The 16,578-nt window shown below is 65.0% G+C and carries 19 protein-coding genes; 8 read left to right on the top strand and 11 right to left on the bottom strand.

Features of this window, described 5'->3' with window-relative positions:
* Positions 1 to 126 precede the first annotated feature (126 nt).
* The 4 genes from AC0L3P_RS21250 to AC0L3P_RS21235 all read right to left on the bottom strand — a co-directional run bounded on the left by AC0L3P_RS21250 (position 127) and on the right by AC0L3P_RS21235 (position 2,736).
* Positions 127 to 618: an Hsp20/alpha crystallin family protein gene (locus AC0L3P_RS21250; RefSeq protein ID WP_473304710.1), complete on the bottom strand. Its 492-nt coding sequence runs from the start codon at positions 616 to 618 to the stop codon at positions 127 to 129.
* 365 nt (positions 619 to 983) lie between these two features.
* A complete protein-coding gene (rpoH, locus tag AC0L3P_RS21245; RefSeq protein WP_473304707.1) occupies positions 984 to 1,856 on the bottom strand; it encodes an RNA polymerase sigma factor RpoH in 873 nt (290 codons plus the stop codon).
* Positions 1,857 to 1,881: 25 nt separating this feature from the next.
* Positions 1,882 to 2,064 (bottom strand): hypothetical protein, encoded by a 183-nt coding sequence (locus AC0L3P_RS21240; RefSeq protein WP_473304705.1) that lies wholly within the window; start codon positions 2,062 to 2,064, stop codon positions 1,882 to 1,884.
* Between the two features lie 120 nt (positions 2,065 to 2,184).
* On the bottom strand, positions 2,185 to 2,736 hold the full coding sequence (locus tag AC0L3P_RS21235; RefSeq protein WP_473304702.1) for a TetR/AcrR family transcriptional regulator: 552 nt from the start codon (positions 2,734 to 2,736) through the stop codon (positions 2,185 to 2,187).
* A gap of 128 nt (positions 2,737 to 2,864) precedes the next feature.
* Here AC0L3P_RS21235 and AC0L3P_RS21230 point away from each other — a divergent pair, with 128 nt between their 5' ends.
* Complete coding sequence (locus AC0L3P_RS21230; protein ID WP_354065242.1) at positions 2,865 to 3,722, top strand: oxidoreductase; 858 nt, start codon at positions 2,865 to 2,867, stop codon at positions 3,720 to 3,722.
* A gap of 46 nt (positions 3,723 to 3,768) precedes the next feature.
* The gene (locus tag AC0L3P_RS21225) at positions 3,769 to 4,770 is read left to right on the top strand and encodes an NADP-dependent oxidoreductase (RefSeq protein WP_473304696.1); all 1,002 of its coding nucleotides are present in this window, start codon (positions 3,769 to 3,771) and stop codon (positions 4,768 to 4,770) included.
* 28 nt (positions 4,771 to 4,798) lie between these two features.
* On the opposite strand, the gene AC0L3P_RS21220 is transcribed toward AC0L3P_RS21225, so the two are convergent.
* On the bottom strand, positions 4,799 to 5,596 hold the full coding sequence (locus AC0L3P_RS21220; protein WP_354256794.1) for an adenylate/guanylate cyclase domain-containing protein: 798 nt from the start codon (positions 5,594 to 5,596) through the stop codon (positions 4,799 to 4,801).
* A gap of 155 nt (positions 5,597 to 5,751) precedes the next feature.
* On the opposite strand from AC0L3P_RS21220, the gene AC0L3P_RS21215 reads away from it, so the two are divergent.
* Positions 5,752 to 6,192, top strand: a complete 441-nt coding sequence (locus AC0L3P_RS21215) for a hypothetical protein (RefSeq protein WP_473304692.1) — start codon at positions 5,752 to 5,754, stop codon at positions 6,190 to 6,192.
* Here AC0L3P_RS21215 and AC0L3P_RS21210 read toward each other — a convergent pair.
* From AC0L3P_RS21210 to AC0L3P_RS21200, 3 genes are all read right to left on the bottom strand, one after another.
* Positions 6,183 to 7,370, bottom strand: a complete 1,188-nt coding sequence (locus AC0L3P_RS21210) for an adenylate/guanylate cyclase domain-containing protein (RefSeq protein WP_275172140.1) — start codon at positions 7,368 to 7,370, stop codon at positions 6,183 to 6,185. The two genes, AC0L3P_RS21215 and AC0L3P_RS21210, sit on opposite strands and share 10 nt — an antisense overlap.
* 142 nt (positions 7,371 to 7,512) lie before the next feature.
* On the bottom strand, positions 7,513 to 8,097 hold the full coding sequence (locus tag AC0L3P_RS21205; protein ID WP_275172142.1) for a HutD/Ves family protein: 585 nt from the start codon (positions 8,095 to 8,097) through the stop codon (positions 7,513 to 7,515).
* Positions 8,098 to 8,204: 107 nt separating this feature from the next.
* Positions 8,205 to 10,298: an adenylate/guanylate cyclase domain-containing protein gene (locus AC0L3P_RS21200; RefSeq protein WP_473304687.1), complete on the bottom strand. Its 2,094-nt coding sequence runs from the start codon at positions 10,296 to 10,298 to the stop codon at positions 8,205 to 8,207.
* Positions 10,299 to 10,617: 319 nt separating this feature from the next.
* On the opposite strand from AC0L3P_RS21200, the gene AC0L3P_RS21195 reads away from it, so the two are divergent.
* From AC0L3P_RS21195 to AC0L3P_RS21180, 4 genes are read left to right on the top strand one after another with little or no spacing between them, the layout of a single operon-like run.
* Entirely contained in the window at positions 10,618 to 10,923 is a 306-nt protein-coding gene (locus AC0L3P_RS21195; RefSeq protein ID WP_473304685.1) for a BufA1 family periplasmic bufferin-type metallophore, read from the top strand.
* Positions 10,924 to 10,969: 46 nt separating this feature from the next.
* Positions 10,970 to 11,884 carry an MNIO family bufferin maturase gene (bufB, locus tag AC0L3P_RS21190; RefSeq protein WP_473304683.1) on the top strand — a complete coding sequence of 305 codons (915 nt, stop codon included), beginning with the start codon at positions 10,970 to 10,972 and terminating at the stop codon, positions 11,882 to 11,884.
* The gene (locus tag AC0L3P_RS21185) at positions 11,874 to 12,653 is read left to right on the top strand and encodes an HvfC/BufC N-terminal domain-containing protein (protein ID WP_473304681.1); all 780 of its coding nucleotides are present in this window, start codon (positions 11,874 to 11,876) and stop codon (positions 12,651 to 12,653) included. Before bufB ends, AC0L3P_RS21185 begins: the two co-directional genes overlap by 11 nt.
* Positions 12,653 to 13,162: a DoxX family protein gene (locus AC0L3P_RS21180; RefSeq protein ID WP_473304679.1), complete on the top strand. Its 510-nt coding sequence runs from the start codon at positions 12,653 to 12,655 to the stop codon at positions 13,160 to 13,162. Before AC0L3P_RS21185 ends, AC0L3P_RS21180 begins: the two co-directional genes overlap by 1 nt.
* Before the next feature lie 15 nt (positions 13,163 to 13,177).
* On the opposite strand, the gene AC0L3P_RS21175 is transcribed toward AC0L3P_RS21180, so the two are convergent.
* Genes AC0L3P_RS21175 through AC0L3P_RS21165 form a run of 3 tightly spaced genes read right to left on the bottom strand, consistent with a single transcriptional unit; the run spans position 13,178 to position 15,266 of the window.
* Positions 13,178 to 14,026 carry an SDR family NAD(P)-dependent oxidoreductase gene (locus tag AC0L3P_RS21175; RefSeq protein ID WP_473304677.1) on the bottom strand — a complete coding sequence of 283 codons (849 nt, stop codon included), beginning with the start codon at positions 14,024 to 14,026 and terminating at the stop codon, positions 13,178 to 13,180.
* A gap of 9 nt (positions 14,027 to 14,035) precedes the next feature.
* Entirely contained in the window at positions 14,036 to 14,587 is a 552-nt protein-coding gene (locus AC0L3P_RS21170) for a carboxymuconolactone decarboxylase family protein (RefSeq protein WP_473304675.1), read from the bottom strand.
* Positions 14,565 to 15,266: a TetR/AcrR family transcriptional regulator gene (locus AC0L3P_RS21165; RefSeq protein WP_473304672.1), complete on the bottom strand. Its 702-nt coding sequence runs from the start codon at positions 15,264 to 15,266 to the stop codon at positions 14,565 to 14,567. The genes AC0L3P_RS21170 and AC0L3P_RS21165 overlap by 23 nt, the downstream gene beginning before the upstream one ends.
* A gap of 107 nt (positions 15,267 to 15,373) precedes the next feature.
* Between AC0L3P_RS21165 and AC0L3P_RS21160 the strand changes: the two genes are divergently transcribed.
* A complete protein-coding gene (locus AC0L3P_RS21160; RefSeq protein ID WP_473304669.1) occupies positions 15,374 to 16,576 on the top strand; it encodes an ABC transporter substrate-binding protein in 1,203 nt (400 codons plus the stop codon).
* Positions 16,577 to 16,578: the final 2 nt, after the last annotated feature.

Below are 16,578 nucleotides of genomic sequence, written 5' to 3'. Positions count from 1 at the left end.
ATTCTTTTGTCTGGGGGGGGGTCTAGCAAATATCCTCGCCCCCGGCCGCGCCCCGCGTCCCGCGCCCGGGGGCTGCCGGGGGGGGGGTGGGGGGGCCCCCCCCCGCTTCATGCTTACACTCCACGCCTACTTGCCGTTGATCGCGATGCGCTTCACCTTCTGTTGTGCCGCCGGTGACTTCGGCAGGGTGATGGTGAGAACGCCGTTGTTGAAGGAAGCGGCGACCTTGTCCTGGTCGACGTCATCGACCGGAATGCGCCGCTCGAAACGGCCATAGTAACGCTCGCTGAAGAGACGTTCCTTGTCTTTCGTTTCGCTCTTCTTCTCGCCGCTGATCGTCAGCACGCCATTTGCAAGCTCGACGTTGACGTCCTTCTGCTCGAGACCGGGAAGCTCGGCGACAACCTTGACCTCCTTGTCGCTCTCGTCGAGTTCGACGTTCGGCCAGCCCATTGCGGTCGAGGAGCCGAACGGACTGAGATCGAAGCTGCGGAAGGCGTCGTCGAACAGCCGGTTCATCTCGCGATGAAGCGCAAGCAGCGGATTGCCGGGTTCGCCGCGCTGAACGGCCATGTTGCGTGAGCCGTTGTTCCACGGAATCAGATCGCGCAGTGCCATTGTCGTTTCTCCTTATCTCCTGTCTTGATGGTCGATTGGCGCAGCTCGGCGCGCGGCGAGGGCCACGCACGCGCTGCAAAGCCCGGACGATCAGCTCGTCAGGCCGCCTGCTTTTGCACGATTTCGGGTCGGCGTTGCCGGCAGCATCGTTCGCGATGCGACGCGGCGGAACGGCGGTCGAAACCAATGATCGAACGCCAGAGGGGAGACATATCGTCGTTTCTCATAACCACATCCTCCTGTGAGCAACATGGATTAAGAGCATCACCGGGGCGAGCCCCGATGGCCTCGCCGGACCCTGCTTTGGCGTCCGGCACCGCACTCGCATGCGGTTGCCAAAAGAATTAGGAGGCGGCGATTTGGTTTCAAGAGCCGGTTGCCAAGCGCCCCCCGATGGCGGCCCGAACCTTTTCGAACGCGCGCATTTCGATCTGCCGCACCCGCTCGCGTGAAACGCCGTATCGTGCCGCGAGCTGCTCGAGCCTCAGCGGCGGCTCGGAGAGCCAGCGCGCCTCGAGAATGTCGCGCTCGCGCGGCTTGAGGAGGTCCAGCGCGCCGGCAAGGGCTTCACGCCTCCGTCTGGTTTCTTCCCGCTCGGCGTATTCGGCTTCAGGACTGGACGCGGGGTCGACGAGCCAGTCCTGGACTTCGCCGCCGTCGGCATCGCGCACCAAAGCATTGAGCGACAGGTCGCCGCCGAGGCGCCGGTTCATCTCGATCACGTCGTTCTCCTGCACGCCGAGCCGTCGCGCGATCCGGCTGGCGTGCTCGGGGCGGAGATCACCATCCTCCAGGGCGGAGATTTCCGCCTTGGTCCGGCGAAGCTTGAAGAACAGCTTCTTCTGCGCCCCGCTGTTGGCAATCTTGACCAGCGACCAGGACCGCAGGATGTATTCCTGGATCGACGCCTTGATCCACCACATCGCGTAGGTCGCAAGCCGAAAGCCCCGCTCCGGCTCGAAGCGCTTGACGGCGTGCATCAGGCCGACGTTTCCTTCGGAAATGATGTCCGCAACCGGCAGGCCGTAGCCGCGATATCCCATGGCAATTTTGGCGACAAGCCGCAGATGACTTGTGACCAGATGATAGGCCGCCTCACGGTCGCCGTGCTCGCGCCATCGCTTCGCGTAGGCCATTTCCTGGTCGGGCCGCAGCATCGGAAACTTGCGGATTTCCGCCAGGTAATGTGTCAATCCGCCCTCAGGCGACAGCATCGGAACAGTTGCAGTGCTTCCCATTGCCCACCTCTTCGAGTTTGTCTGCTTACGCTCCAAAATCGACATGCCAGAAAATGGTTTCGGCCGAGGATGTTACGACCGGTGGGGCTGGCGGCTGAGTTTGCGGCGGCTCCGGCCGCGTCACGAGATAGAGCTCGCCCGCCACCAATAGGAGGGCAGCGACCGCCACGGCCAACATGCCGAGCACCAGATCGCTGTCGTCATCCATGCGCGTTCGAAACGTATGTTGATGTCGAAGATCGGCAGCCATCGGCTTTGGCTGTCCGCGACATCGAACGTCGTCACCGGAATTTTGTTCCGGACTTTCGACGCCCCGCCGAGACGCGGCTCACCCCGCCAGCGAATTCCTCGTCGCGCGAAGAATATCGTCCGACAGCTTGGGATCGTCGACGGCCCGGGCGAGCACGAGTGCTCCTACCATTGAGGCGGCGGCGGCGAGCGCCTTGTCCTCGCGCTGACGCGGCTTCAGCGTGGCGGCCATCCGGCTGCTCAGCAGGGCGATCGTGCCGCGCACGCCGGCGGTGAAGCGCGCCCTCAGGCCGCTGCCCTGACGTGACACCTCACAGGCGAGTGCAGCGAAGGGGCAGCCGGCGGCAGGATCGTCGCGATGCCCCGGCGAGAGATACTGCGAAACATAGTCCTCGAGCTCGAACGCCGCGGGGAATTCCTGGCCTTTGGCCTTGATCGCATGGGCCACCGCTTCCTCGACCAGCCGCTCCTTGGAGCCGAACTGGCTGTACAGGCTGCCGTGCGTCATCCCGGCCGCCTCGGCGAGCGCGTCGACACCGACGCCGGCGATGCCGCGCTCCCGCAGCAGGCGCGAGGCGGTCTCGAGAATATGCTCGCGATTTTTGGCGGCCTGTTCCTTTGAGACGCGCATGGGACCGATCCTTGGACAAGGGATTTGGGCACGGGGCTTGACTTTTATAATTACGATCGTCATCTATATCAATAGTTACGATCGTAATCAAACGATTTCAGGCCCGGTGGTGGCGTCGGAGAGGCACTATGAACAGGATTAAACCGAAGATCGCGCTGGTGACCGGCGCCTCCTCAGGCATCGGTCAGGCCACGGCGGAGCGGCTCGCAAATGCCGGCTACAAGGTGTTCGGCACCAGCAGGCGGGGCGCGCAGGCCGGCAAGCAGGCGTTCGAGATGTTGGCCCTCGACGTCACCAGCGACGCATCGGTGGAAGCCGCAGTCGGCGAAGTGATCCGGCGCGAGGGCCGCATCGACCTGCTCGTCAACAACGCCGGCTTCGGCGTTGCCCCCGCCGGCGCGGAAGAGAGCTCGATGGAGCAGGCGCGCGCGATTTTCGAGACGAACTTCTTCGGCCTGATCCGGATGACGCGCGCCGTCGTGCCGCACATGCGGCGCCAAGGCAACGGCCGCATCATCAATATCGGCTCGGTGCTTGGCTTTCTGCCGATGCCATATGGCGCGCTCTATGCCGCGACCAAGCACGCGGTGGCGGGCTATTCGGAATCGCTCGACCATGAACTGCGCACGCGGGGCATCCGGGTCTCGGTGGTCGAGCCCGCCTACACCAAGACGCCGTTCGACGCGAACTTCATGGAGCCCGACGCCACGCTCGACGAATATCGCGAGGCGCGCGCCGGCGTGACCAAGCGGGTGAACGAGGTGATGGCGACGGCCGAACAGCCCGGCGTGGTGGCCGAGACCGTGTTGAAGGCCGCGAGCGCGGCGCGCCCGCAGCTCAAATACGCGGCCGGCAGCCTTGCGAAGCGCCTGCGATTGCTACGCAGGTTTGCGCCCGCAGCCCTGGTGGATGCCGGGATCCGAAAGGATTTGCGGCTCGATGCGGTGGCGGCGTCGCAGCCCGCCCGCATGGCGCGGGCTTTCTGAGGGCGCAAGCTTGCCGTCGCGAAGAACCTCCGGACCGAGAGGAAAAATGAAAGCACTCGTCTTCAAGCGCTACGGCAAGCCGGACCAGATCGCGTTGGCCGACATCCCCCGGCCGACGCCGAAGCCGAACGAAATCCTGGTCCAGGTTCACGCCGCGGGCTTGAACCCAATCGACAACATGATTCCGAAAGGGACGTTCAAGCCGATCCTCAAGTTTCAGCTGCCGGCCACGCTGGGCAGCGACCTGGCGGGCGTCGTCGTCGAGGTCGGAAGCCGCGTGACCCGCTTCAAGCCGGGGGACGCCGTCTTTGCCAGCATCTTCGATCTCGGCACCGGCGCTCTCGCAGAATTCGCGATCGTGCCGGAGGATGCCGCCGCACTCAAGCCGCCGAACCTGGACTTCGTGCAGGCGGCCTCGATTCCGATGGTCGGCCTGACATCGTGGCAAGCGCTCAAGCAGCGCGTCCTTCTGAGGCCCGGCCAGAAGGTGTTCATTCCCGCGGGCGCCGGCGGGATCGGCACGTTCGCGATCCAGCTCGCGAAATATCTCGGAGCAAAAGTGGGGACGACGACCAGCACCGGCAATATCGATCTGGTGCGCAGCCTCGGGGCCGACGAGGTGGTCGACTACAAGACCCAGCAATTCGACGCGGTGCTGCGGGATTACGACGCGGTGCTGGGCACGCTCAGGGGCGACGCGCTCGAGACATCGCTTCGGATCCTGAAGCGGGGGAGCAGGATTGCTTCGCTGGTCGGGCCGCCGGACGCGGCGTTCGCGCGCGCCCGGGGCATGAATGTCTTCATGGTGCTGCTGTTCGGATTGCTGAGCCGCAAGATTATTCGCCAGGCCGGCAAAATCGGCGCGGACTATTCGTTCGTGTTCGTGCACCCGGACGGCAGCCAACTCGCCGAGATCGGCGAGCTTCTCAAGGCGGAGCGTATCCGGCCGGTGATCGACAAGGTCTTTCCGTTCGAACAGGCGAAAGAGGCGCTGGCGTATCTCGAAAGGGGACGAGCTAAGGGGAAAATCGTCGTCCAGATGAGATGAGGGCGTGGATGCGGCCCGCCCAATCGCCTCAGCCCTCTACCCGCCACAGCCGCCATCGTTCCGGCACGCCCTTGAGCTGGTGCATGCCGTGATCCCTGAAACGGATTTCGGACTGCGACGCCAGCAGCTCCTTGACCGCGCTGGAGACCAAGACTTCGCCGGCGCGCGCCTTTGCGGCGACGCGCGTGCCGATGTGGAAGGCGAGGCCGACCGCCTCGGTGCCGCTCACGGTGTATTCGCCGGCATGCAGTCCGACCCTGATCTCGAGGCCGAGCGTACGCACGGCCTTCTGGAGCGCGGTCGCGCAATTGATTGCGGCAGCCGGCGTCTTGAACGTCGCCAGCACGCCGTCGCCCGTCGTCGTGACCTCCTTGCCGCGCGAGCTCTTCAGCTCCTTGCGAACCGCCGCGTAATAATGGCCCATGATTTTGGTCCAGCGGACATCGCCGAGCTTTGCCGCTTTCGCGGTGGAGCCGACGATATCGACGATCAGGATCGTGGCGAGCGCTCGCTTGAGCTCGGTGCTGCCTGCGGCCGGCCGGCGACGGAGCACGATCGCGCCGGCCAGAGGTTCATAACGATGGTTGCGACGCCGCGCGATCGCGGCCTTTGCGTAATCCTGGGCACGCTGCGCGCTGCCACAGCGAATTGTCTTCTCCTGCGGCAGACGCGTCCAATAGACCTTTCGTCCGTCACCGGCGCCCTGGACCTCCACGGCGCCCCACTTCAGGAGGATCGCCGTGCCGACGCGCCGGACACACCACGCCTTCGACGTGTAACCCGATACGTTCGACTGATGGATTCCGATGCGGAGGAATTTTGGCATGAACATGCGGCCGATCGAAGCAACGTTTGGGCGACCCAGGGCCAAGCGTAGTGACACACTCGCGCATTGGCAATACGATCCGCCGTCAAGACCTGTTCATTTGAAACCAGTGCAATATGCAAAATCATTTTCGCGCTTTTTGTGAAGCCGCCCTGTTGTCAGCCGCGCTCGCAATCATCGCCGTGCCCGGCATGGCGCGTGCGCAGTCGGGGAGCGCCGGCGGCAGCATCGGCAACGACGAAAAATCGCTGTCCGGTTCGCGCGAGACGCCGCGGGCGGCCGAGCCTTCGAAGCCGGCACGACGCAGCAAGGCCGCGGACGACGAGCCGCGCCGCGCGCCGCAAAAGAGCGGCGGAGGCGGCAATCTCGACGGACCATGGGTCCTGACCAGTGTCGGCGCGTCCTGCGGCACCTCCACTGATACGGTGGTCATCACCGGCGGCCAGTTGGTCGGACAGTACGGCACCGCTCAAGTCAGTCCGAACGGTCCGGCCGATTTTCAGGCCGCAGCGGCTCCGGTACGTTCCGGCGATCCGATGGATGTGTCGGAAGCTGGACCGGATCGAAACAGTGATGTTTCCTTGCCTCAGCCCTGATACGCAAACAGCTCGATCGGCTCGCTGAAGCCGCGCACCGCGTGCTCGCCGACGCGCTCCAGATCGAACTGGCTGCCAACGAGATCGGCGAATTCGCGTGACAGCAGCACCGTCTTTCCCAATTGCTTGGTCAGGGCTTCGAGGCGCGAGGCCATGTTGACGGCGGGACCGATCACAGTGAAGTCGAGCCGGGTGGACGATCCGATATTGCCGTACATGACGTCGCCGACATGGACGCCGATGCCGTAGTTCAGCGGCGCGCGGCCGGTGCCGTCGTTGCGCGCGTTCAACGCGATCATGGCCTGCCGGGCTTCGGTCACGGCGTGCAGCAGGTTTGCACCGGCATTGGGCTCGCTCAGCGGGAAGATGGCGAGCAGGCCGTCACCGATGAATTTCAGGATCTCGCCGCCATGCCGGGCGATCGGCTCCGACATCGCGTCGAAATAATCGTTGAGCAGATCGATGACGTCGTCGCGCGGCCAATTGTCCGAAATCTTGGTGAATTCGCGCAGATCGCAGATCATGATCGCGGCGCGCACCGTCGTGCCGGTGCCGCGTCGCGTGGCGCCGGCCAGGATGAGCTCGCCGGCGTGGGAGCCGACATAGGTCTCAAGGAGCGTCCGCGCCAATCGGTTCTTGATGCGGATCTCGCTGACCAGCGACAGCACCGGCAATATGTTCTTGAGGGCGGCGATATGCGCGTCGTCGAAACCGCCGGGCCGGTCGGTCGCGAAGGTGACGAGATGGCGCTTGCCGAGCGTATGGTAGAGCGGCCAGGCCACATAGTCGGTCAGGCCCTGCGCGCGCATCTCCCGATAAAGCGTGTGCTTGCGGCCGAGCGCGGGGTCGCCTTCGAGATTCTCGCGCAACTCGGTTGCGCCTTCGAACATTTCGCTGGCGGGACTACCGATGAACTCGGACCGCTCGCGGACGTCATAGTCGACCCGCGCAATCTCCGCCTCGCGCATGCCGTCGGACCACATGAAGCGGGCGCCAAGCCATTGCGGGTGCTGGATCAGCACGTGTAGCGTCGACCGCGCCAGCGGAATACCGGCCTGCTGAAGCCGGATGCACATCTCGGCAAAGATAACGTCGATGAAGCGCTGGTCGCGCGTGCCGTTGATCAGCCAGTCGACGACGCCATCGGACAGCGTGGCGGATTTCTTCTCTAGGATCATATCTGCCCGTTCATATCGTGGCCGCCCGCATCGTGCTTTGGGCGGCGGCTGCATCAGGGCAGATATCGTGCTCCGGCGCGACGGCGTCAACCTAGCCAGTTGCACGGATTGTACGCATCGCTCTGATGGGCGGGAACGCCGTTCAGCCGACGATTTGAATAGAGCCCAGCACGGCCAGCCCCGAGACGAGCGCAAGCGTCGATGCCCCCGTCAGTTCGACCTTCAACGTGTTTTCGTGCGAAATCGAAAAATCCGTGCCGTCAAGACGGATGCCGCAGTCGCCGCGCGCCGCATAGACCAGATGCGTGCCGGCGGATAATCGCCGCTCACCGGGCTCCCTGAGCGCTTCGAGTTCTAGCGCGACCGCACCGCGCCGGCCCATCAAATTCACGACCTCGACTGGCCCTTCCTCGAGCTCGGTGACGATCGCGTGCTCGCCAGTGAAGCGCACCGTGGTGAACGGCTCGCGCTCGTCGAATTCCTGGGTGGGCGACTTCAGCACCAGCCCGCGGCCGCCGACCACCATCTGCAACCGGTCGATGCCGGGCATATGGGAGAACGGGCCGGGCGCCACGATCGGGGTCGCCGCGAAACGCCACAGCAGGCTGTCCCAATCCTTCACGCTGGAATCAGCGCGATGGGCATCCGCGATATCGGTGAAGATGCCGCCGCCGTTCTTCCAGGGCGAGCGAGCGTAGTCTTCGGATTTCAGCAGTGTGGTTTTCATGTCTTGAGGTGGTCCGGGAGCGCAAGAGGACGGGTGGTGTCAGTTGCGTATCATGCAGACAGGATCGTCGCCAGCTCGCTTCCCGTCAGCGCGCCAATCTTTCGCGACTACTTCGTCGTCAGTGCCGCGACCGGGCGCCACGCAACATCAGGCGCGCTCTCAACCAACTGCCGGCAGCGGTCGCGCATCAGTTCGGCCGGGCGATCCGGGCCACGCATGTTCAGCACGGCTTCGAAATCGGCGAGTGCAGCCGCAAACCGGCGAGCGCGATAGCTGGCGAGCCCCTGCTCGTAGCGCCCGATCCAGCAGGCTGCCTGGTCGCCGCCGCCCTCCCCGGCAAGTCCGATCAATTCATAGACTGCAAAACCCTCCTCGCGTCCATACACGGCGATGCTATCGATCTCGCGCGTGACGATGGCGCCGCGTGCGAGACGTTCGGTCGCTTCGCCAATGAGGATTTGCGTGCCGTAGGATTTGTTGGCGCCCTCGAGGCGGCTCGCGACGTTCACGGCATCGCCGATCACGGTGTAGTTCAGACGCAATTCCGAGCCGATATTACCGACCAGCATGCGGCCGGAATTGATGCCGATCCGGATCTGGAGCGGCTGGCCGAGATCGTCGGCAAGGCCCGACGCCGCGATGGCCCTGCAACAGCCGAGCGCCGCACGGCAGCAGCGCAGCGCGTGGTCGGCCTGCGGCTGCGGGGCGCCCCAGAATGCCATCACCGCGTCGCCGATGAACTTGTCGATGGTCCCGCCATTGGCGACGACGGCCTCGGAGGCGAGGTCGAGATAGCGCGATAACAACGGCACCACGCGATCGCCGAGCCGCTCGGACAGCCCGGTGAAGCCGGCGATGTCGACGAACATCACGCTGAGCTCCTGGATGCTGCCACCGGGCCTGGCCTCGACGCCCTGGCGCAACAGCGAGCGGACCAGATCGGCCGGGATGAATTTGCGAAACGCCGACAGGCCCGCCGCCATCTCGGCGATCGCGCCCGATAGGCTCGCGATCTCCTTGAGCCGCGACGGATGGCGGCGGACCTGCTCCAGCGCGAAGGCTTCGACATGGCGGAGCTCGCCGACGACGCGCGACAGCGGCGCCGCGATGACGGAACGCGCCAGCATCGCCGAGACCAATGCTGCGAGCACGGCGCCGATGGCAAGGCCGAGGATCAGGCGGCGCAATGTCGTCTCGACCGGACCGAGAAACTCGGCCTCGGGGATCACAGTCGCGAGCGACCAACCGGGAAACGGCAAAGGCGTCAGAGCGACTTCATAGGCGGCGCCGGCGCTTGTCAATCGGCTTCGCCAGGCGTCCTTGCGGCCATCCTCGCCCGCCTTGGCAAGCGCCATTTGCGCAAGCGGCAGCAGCTTCGTATCGCCCTTCGCGACGTGCAGCTCGTCGGCGTCCTTGTCGGGCGCCGCGATCAGCTCGCCGCTGCCGTCGATGATGAAAGCCGTTCCGGTGCGCCCGACCTCGAGCTGCGATAGGAAGCGCGCGAGCCTGGTGTACTCGATGACGATGGCGAGGACGCCCTGCCGCTCCTGGTAGACGTCGATCGGACCGGCAAAGGCAATCGACGGCCGCTCGCCGGTCGGATGGTCCATGACCTTGAACCACTCCGGCTCCCCGGCCGCCAGCCCGGTCTTGAACCAAGCGCGATCGGCAACGCGAAAATCGGTCGGTTCGAAACGGCGATTGGCGAATTCGATGTCGCCGGGCACCACCTCGTATTCGTCGATGCGGCGCTGGCCAGCATGATCGGTCAGCGAGATCTCCATCATCTCCAGCCGGCGGTCGCCGAGCTTGTGCGCGGCGAAGAAGGAGCCGTCGGGCCAGCCAAAGGCGACCCAGGAGATCGTCGCCTGCGACTGCAATTGCGACAGGAACACGAATTCGCGCTTGTCGGCCTCGCGGGTGTCGAGCACGTTCTGCAGGAACAGGGTTCGGATCGCGGTATGGGCGGCACGCGCCTCGTCCACGATCGCGGCGACCTCCTTGCGGACAGCGGCCACGATCTGCTCGTTGATGGTCGATGCAAGCTGCCGGCTCGCCGCTTCCGCCGTGCGCCACCATAATAGGCTGGAGAGGGCCGCGGTCAAAAGGATCGCGGTCAGGACCAGTGCTGAGACGGCGAGGCGGATGCTGACCGTCAGCTTCGCGATCGCGCGCAGGTGCCGTCCGGGATCAACATTCATCGCTGTTTCCGTTCTCGGGCAAAGCGGCGACTAGCCACCTCCTGTTACCGCTCTACGTGGCACGCGTGCATTCGTTACCTGTGACAGGCACCGCGTGCCGCCGCCAATGCTCTCCGGCTAAGGTCTCGATAGAGACTAGGCATTGGATTGACCCGCCCGTCACCCGCTAATCCGGTCCAAGCGCACAGCCCGTGCGCCCATCCAACGGCCTCACAAACTCGTGACCTGCTCGATCGGTAACACGAGCTGGGTGCGAGGCGAACCGAACAAGGCGCTCTTCGCCTGCCAGGCGATGCCATCTCGAACAGGAGAATCTTCAATGTCTGCCAAACTTGCCGTGACCACGCTCGTTCTCGCCGGCGCCATGTCGACCGCACTTGCGACCCTGGCCGCTGCTGCTCCGCTGACCAAGGCCGAGGGCGACGCGGCCGTCGCGGCCAAAAAGGAAAAATGCTTCGGCGTCGCGCTGAAGGGCCAGAACGATTGCGCCGCCGGACCGGGCACGACCTGCCAGGGCACCTCGACCACCGACTTCCAAGGCAATGCATGGAAATTCGTCCAGGGCGGCACCTGCACCAGCATCGAGCTGCCGGGCGGCAAGAAGGGCTCGCTCAAGCCGGTCTGACGCGCTGCGACACGACCACGACAACAGGGAAGAGCGGAGAGAAACCATGACGACGGCAATCGCGCCTGACATGTCTGCGGTGCCCCTCCGCTATTCCGCGCCCATCGGCGGCGTCGCCGGGACCAGCTTCAAGCCCGAACATCTTCAGGCGATCCTGAGCGCAAAACCGCAGCGCGGCTTCTTCGAGGTCCACGCCGAGAACTACATGGGTGCAGGCGGACCGCCGCATCGCGCGCTGGAAGCGATCCGCCGCGACCATCCACTGTCGCTGCATGGCGTGTGCATGTCGATCGGCGGACCACAGCCGCTCGACAAGGCGCATCTGGCCCGCTTTCGCGGGCTGGTGGCGCGCTACCAGCCTGCGCTGGTATCCGAGCATCTCGCCTGGTCGACGCATGAGACCAGCTTCTTCAACGACCTGTTGCCGCTACCCTACACCGCGGCAACGCTCCGAAACGTCTGCGATCACATCGATCAGGTGCAGGACGCGATCCGCCGCCCGCTGCTGCTGGAAAACCCGTCGACCTATGTCGCCTTTCGCGAATCGTCGATGAGCGAGACCGATTTTATCCGCACTGTTACCGAACGGACCGGCTGCGGGCTGCTGCTCGATATCAACAATGTATTCGTATCCGCGACCAATCACGGCTTCTCGGCGCTCGACTACCTCGCGGACTTCCCGCTGGCCCGCGTCGGGGAGATCCATCTCGCCGGGCATGCCGAGCAGGCCGACGACGAAGGCGATCTGCTGCTGATCGACAGCCATGACGGCCCGGTCGCGGACGCCGTGTGGAAGCTGTACGAGATCGTCGTCCGGCGCCGCGGTCCGGTGCCGACGCTGATCGAGTGGGACAGCAAGATCCCGGACTGGCCGGTCCTGCGAGCGGAGGCCGCCGCTGCGCAGGCGATCCTCGATCGTTGCAGCCCGGTCGGGTTGACGGGAGATCGTCATGCCGCCTGAGCCTGACGTTTGCTTTGCCGCAGCCTTTGCACCGGCGCTGCTGGACCCGGTGCGCCTTGCGCCTGAGATCGTGACCGGTCCGAACGGCAAGGCACCCGGCAAGCGCTACGATGTCTACCGCAACAACGTCACGGTCAGCCTGATCGACGCGCTCGCCGCGATCTATCCGGCGGTGCAGCGCATCACCGGGATCGACTTCTTCCGCGCCATGGCGCGCTTCCATGTTCGCCAGACGCCGCCAATCTCACCGCTGCTGTTCGAGTATGGCCGCGACTTCCCGGCCTTCATCGCGCAATATGAACATGCGCAGACGATGCCATGGCTCGCAGATGTCGCCCGCATCGAGCGGGCCTGGCTCGATGCCTATCACGCAGCGGACGCCGCACCGCTGTCGCCGGCGCAGCTTGCCGCAGTTGCGCCTGAGCGGCTGGGCGATCTCGTTCTCATACCGCACCCGGCAGCGGGGATCGTGCGGTCGCAATTCGCGGCGGTGACTATATTCGCAGCCAACCGCGATACGTCGCCGGTCGGGCGCATCGACGCTGCGTCACCGGAAGACGCGTTGGTCACGCGCGCCGAATTCGATGTCGTGGTCCGGCACCTGCCGCCCGGCGGAGCGGCATTCGCGAGCAGCCTGATGTCGGGTCGGCCGCTCGGCGAGGCTGCTGCACGCGCGCTCGACGCGGCGGCCGACTTCGACATCGCTTCGAACATCACCGGCCTGATCGAGGCGGGCGCCTTCACCTCAATCGCTTTCGGAGACGTCTGATGATCACGGACCAACGCATGCAGGCGGGTGGCGGCCTCCCCTCGCTCGGGCTCCTCGTCGACAAGGCCAATCATCTGGTGCAGACCATCGCCTCGCCATCGGTCGTTCAGCTTGCGCTCCGCGTCGCGCTGGCGGTGCCGTTTTGGCGTTCCGGAATGCTCAAATGGGCAGGCTTCCTCAGGCTCAACGACACCGCGGTGACGTTGTTCAGCGACGAGTTCATGCTGCATCTGCCCGGCGGGCCCTATCATTATCCGGCGCCGACCGTGATGGCCTTCCTCTCGGGATGCGGAGAAATCATGTTCCCGATCCTCCTTCTGCTCGGCTTCGGCACGCGGTTTGCGGCGCTCGGACTGCTGTTCATGACCGTCATCGTCGAGCTGACCGTGCCTGACGGCTGGCCGATCCACATCACTTGGGCGGCGATGGCGCTCGGCATCATGGCCTATGGGCCGGGCTGGGTCTCGCTGGACCATATGATCTGCCGAGCGCGCGCGCCCAAGCCATAGGCGCAAGGCGCCCTCTCACATCCCGCTCAGGCCGCTATCGACAGCGAGCGTCTGCGCGGTGATGTAGACGCTCTCGTCCCAGAGGAAGAACAGCACGGCATAGGCGATTTCCCAAGCGGTGGCCTGGCGGCCGAATGGAACGTGGCCCTTGCCGCGGTTGGGTCGGCCGGCGCCGGCCTCGCGGCCGTTCGGGGTGTCGACGAGGCCGGGATAGACCAGGTTGGCGCGGATGCCGCGGCGCGATCCGAGATGGGCGATGTTGCGCATGAGGCCGCCGAGCGCGGCTTTCGAGGAATCATACACCGCCATCTGCGAGCCGGCCTTCAGCGCGGCGATGGAGGAGATGAAGACGATCGATCCGCCGTTGTCGAATTTCGGCAGGCCCGCGCGGCAGCACAGCATGGGACCGCGGACGTTGACGTCGTAGATCGCATTCCACTCCTCGGGGCTGACGGCATTGAGCCCGACTTTGCCGAAGGTGCCGATGTTGAGCACCATGCCGTCGAGACCGCCCATGGCGCGATGCGCCTCGTCAATCATGCGCTGGACGTCGGCCTCCGCCGTGACGTCGGCGGCAATCGCAAAGGCTTCGCCGCCTTCGTCGGTGATACGCTTGACCGTATGCTCGGCCGAGGTGCGGTTGAGATCGGCGACCGCGACCTTCGCGCCCTCGCGCGCGCAAAGAATGCTCATGGCGCGGCCGTTGCCGATCGGATCGGTGGCGGCGTCGAACACGCGCTGGCCACCGCCGACGACCAGGATGCGGCGGCCCCTTAGACGTCCCCTGCCCGGCGCTTCGCCCAGCGATTCCGCGCTCGGCGGGCGGACATAACGGTCCGGCTCGGTCTCGGAATTTTCGGACATGTGCGCCGCCTATTTCTTGCCGCCGTCATAGACCTTCATGCCGGCTGCCGGATCGAGATCGGTCTCGGTCGCCTCGGTGAGACGTGCCATCATCATGTAGAAGCCGAGCGCGACAATGGATTCGACGATCTCCTGGTCGCTGAAATGCTCGCGCATGGCGGCGAAGATCGCCTCGGGAACGCGGACGTTCTCGACCACTTCGCGGCCGAACTTCAGCAGGGCGCGCTCGGCATCGCCTAGGCCGGCGTCATCGTAGTCGGCGCGCTCGACCGCATCGATCTGTGCTTGCGTGCAGCCGACCCCGAGCGCGATCGGCACGTGCTGGCGCCATTCATAGGCGCCGCCTTCGAGCTGGGCTGCCTGCAGGATCAGGAGCTCGCGATTGACCGCACTGAGCTTCTGCTTGTGCAGGATCGAATTGCCGAGCCGCATCGCCGGGATCATGTTGGCCTCGGCATGAGCCATCATGCGGAAAATATTCAGCTTGACCGGCATGCGGTCGAACGACGCGCGGATGTCGCCGCTGGTCGTCTCCGGATCAATCAGGGGCAGCCTTGCCACGATTCTCTCCCTTGGCTTTCCGTTTCTTGTTGTCCTGCGTCCCACCATCCGCCGCGATCAGCGACAGGAAGAAGGCGAGATAGCGGTCGATCGCCTCGATCACCTTCGGCCGCGGCGACGGTGCCGCGCCCATCACGTAATGCTCGAGACGGATGTAGATCAGCCCGGCCGCGAACAGCCGCGCGGTCTCGCGCGGATCCGGCGTCGAGACCAGACCGGCGAGCGCAAAGCCGCGGAAATAATCCGTCATCATGCTCTGCTCGCGCGCGTAGAAATGATCGGCGAATTTGGCGCGGATGCCGGGCACGCGATTGCGCTCGGCGGTGATGACTTTCTGGAACTGGTGCTCGCGCGGATCGGACCATTGTTCGACGAGGTCCAACGCAAACTGCCGGCAGAACGCGGCGGGCTGGCGCGCAAGCTGCTTGTAGCGCGGCTCTTCGAGCCGGCTCGCCGAACTGGCCGGACCGTGCTCGGCAACGATCGCCTCCAGGATCGCGGCCTTGCCGGCGAAGTGATTGTAGAGGCTGCTCTCGCGGATGCCGACGCGACGCGCGAGCTCTCGCATCGAGGCGCCGCCATAGCCGCTCTGCGCGAACAGATCGAGCGCCTCGGTGAGGATGCGCTCGCGGGTCGTGGGCGCAGCCGCTTCCGCCGCGCTGGTGGTGTGGACAGCCATGCGACTTGACTAACGAACGATCGTTCGCCAGTCAACCGTACGAACGATCGTTCGTTTTAACTCCGCGCCTCAGAGAAGCGGAGAGCAAACTTTGGGGAGACGACGTCATGGCGCGCTTCGCCCGCCTTCGCGCGGCCTGCATCCTGTTGCCGATGCTCGCCGCAAGCACCGCTCAGGCCCAAAGCAAATACGATCCCGGCGCCGACGACAAGATCATCAAGATCGGCACCACCGCGCCGCTGAGCGGCCCGGTGTCGGCCTTCGCGCAGATCGCGAAATCCGCCGAGGCCTATTTCCGCAAGGTGAACGACGACGGCGGCGTCAACGGGCGTCGGATCCAGATGATCATCGCGGACGATGCCTACAGCCCGCCGAAGACGGTGGAGCAGACGCGGCGGCTGGTCGAGAGCGAGGACGTGCTGCTGATCTTCGGCGGTGTCGGCACGCCGACCAACAGCGCCGTGCACAAATATCTCAACGACCGCAAAGTGCCGCAGCTCTTCCTGGGATCGGGTGCGGCGAAGTGGGACGATCCGAAGAATTTCCCGTGGACCGTCGGCTGGCAGCCGACCTATCGCGACGAGGCGATCGCCTACGCCAGATACATCAAGGCGAGCCATTCCAATGCGAAAATCGGCGTGCTCTACCAGAACGACGACCTCGGCAAGGACTATCTGAAGGCGCTGGAGGAAGGGCTCGGCAACGGCGAGGCGATCGTCGCGCGCGCGGCCTATGAAACCTCGGCGCCGACCGTGGACACCCAGATCCTCCAGTTGAAGACCGCAGGCGCGGACGTGGTGCTGGTGGCGGCAACGCCGAAGTTTGCGGCGCAGGCGATCCGCAAGATCGGCGAGATCGGCTGGAAGCCCGTCACCATCATCTCCAACGTCTCGGCCTCGATCAGCGGCGTGCTCGAGCCGGCCGGCAAGGACAATTCCACCGGCGTCATCTCCAGCCAGTATCTGAAGGACGCGACCGATCCGGCACTGAAGGACGATGCCGGCCTCAAGGAGTGGGCCGCCTTCATGGACAAGTACCTGCCCGAGGCCAACAAGAGCGACTGGCTCAACGTCTATGGCTACACCATCGCGCAGACGCTGGTGACCGTGCTCAAGGCCGCCGGCAACGACCTCACCCGCGCCAATGTGATGAAGCAGGCAACGACCATGAAGGATGTGCGCCTGCCGATGCTGATCAACGGCACCGCGGTGAACAATTCGCCCGAACGCTTCACGCCCATGACCAGCCTCCAGCTGATCCGCTTCGACGGCACGCGCTGGATGCCGTTCGGCGATCTTCTGAAGAACTGAGC

The organism is Bradyrhizobium sp. WSM4874 (genome assembly GCF_055811835.1).
The sequence above is the reverse complement of the archived record's forward strand: the minus strand, read 5'-3'. Positions and strand labels throughout refer to the sequence as shown.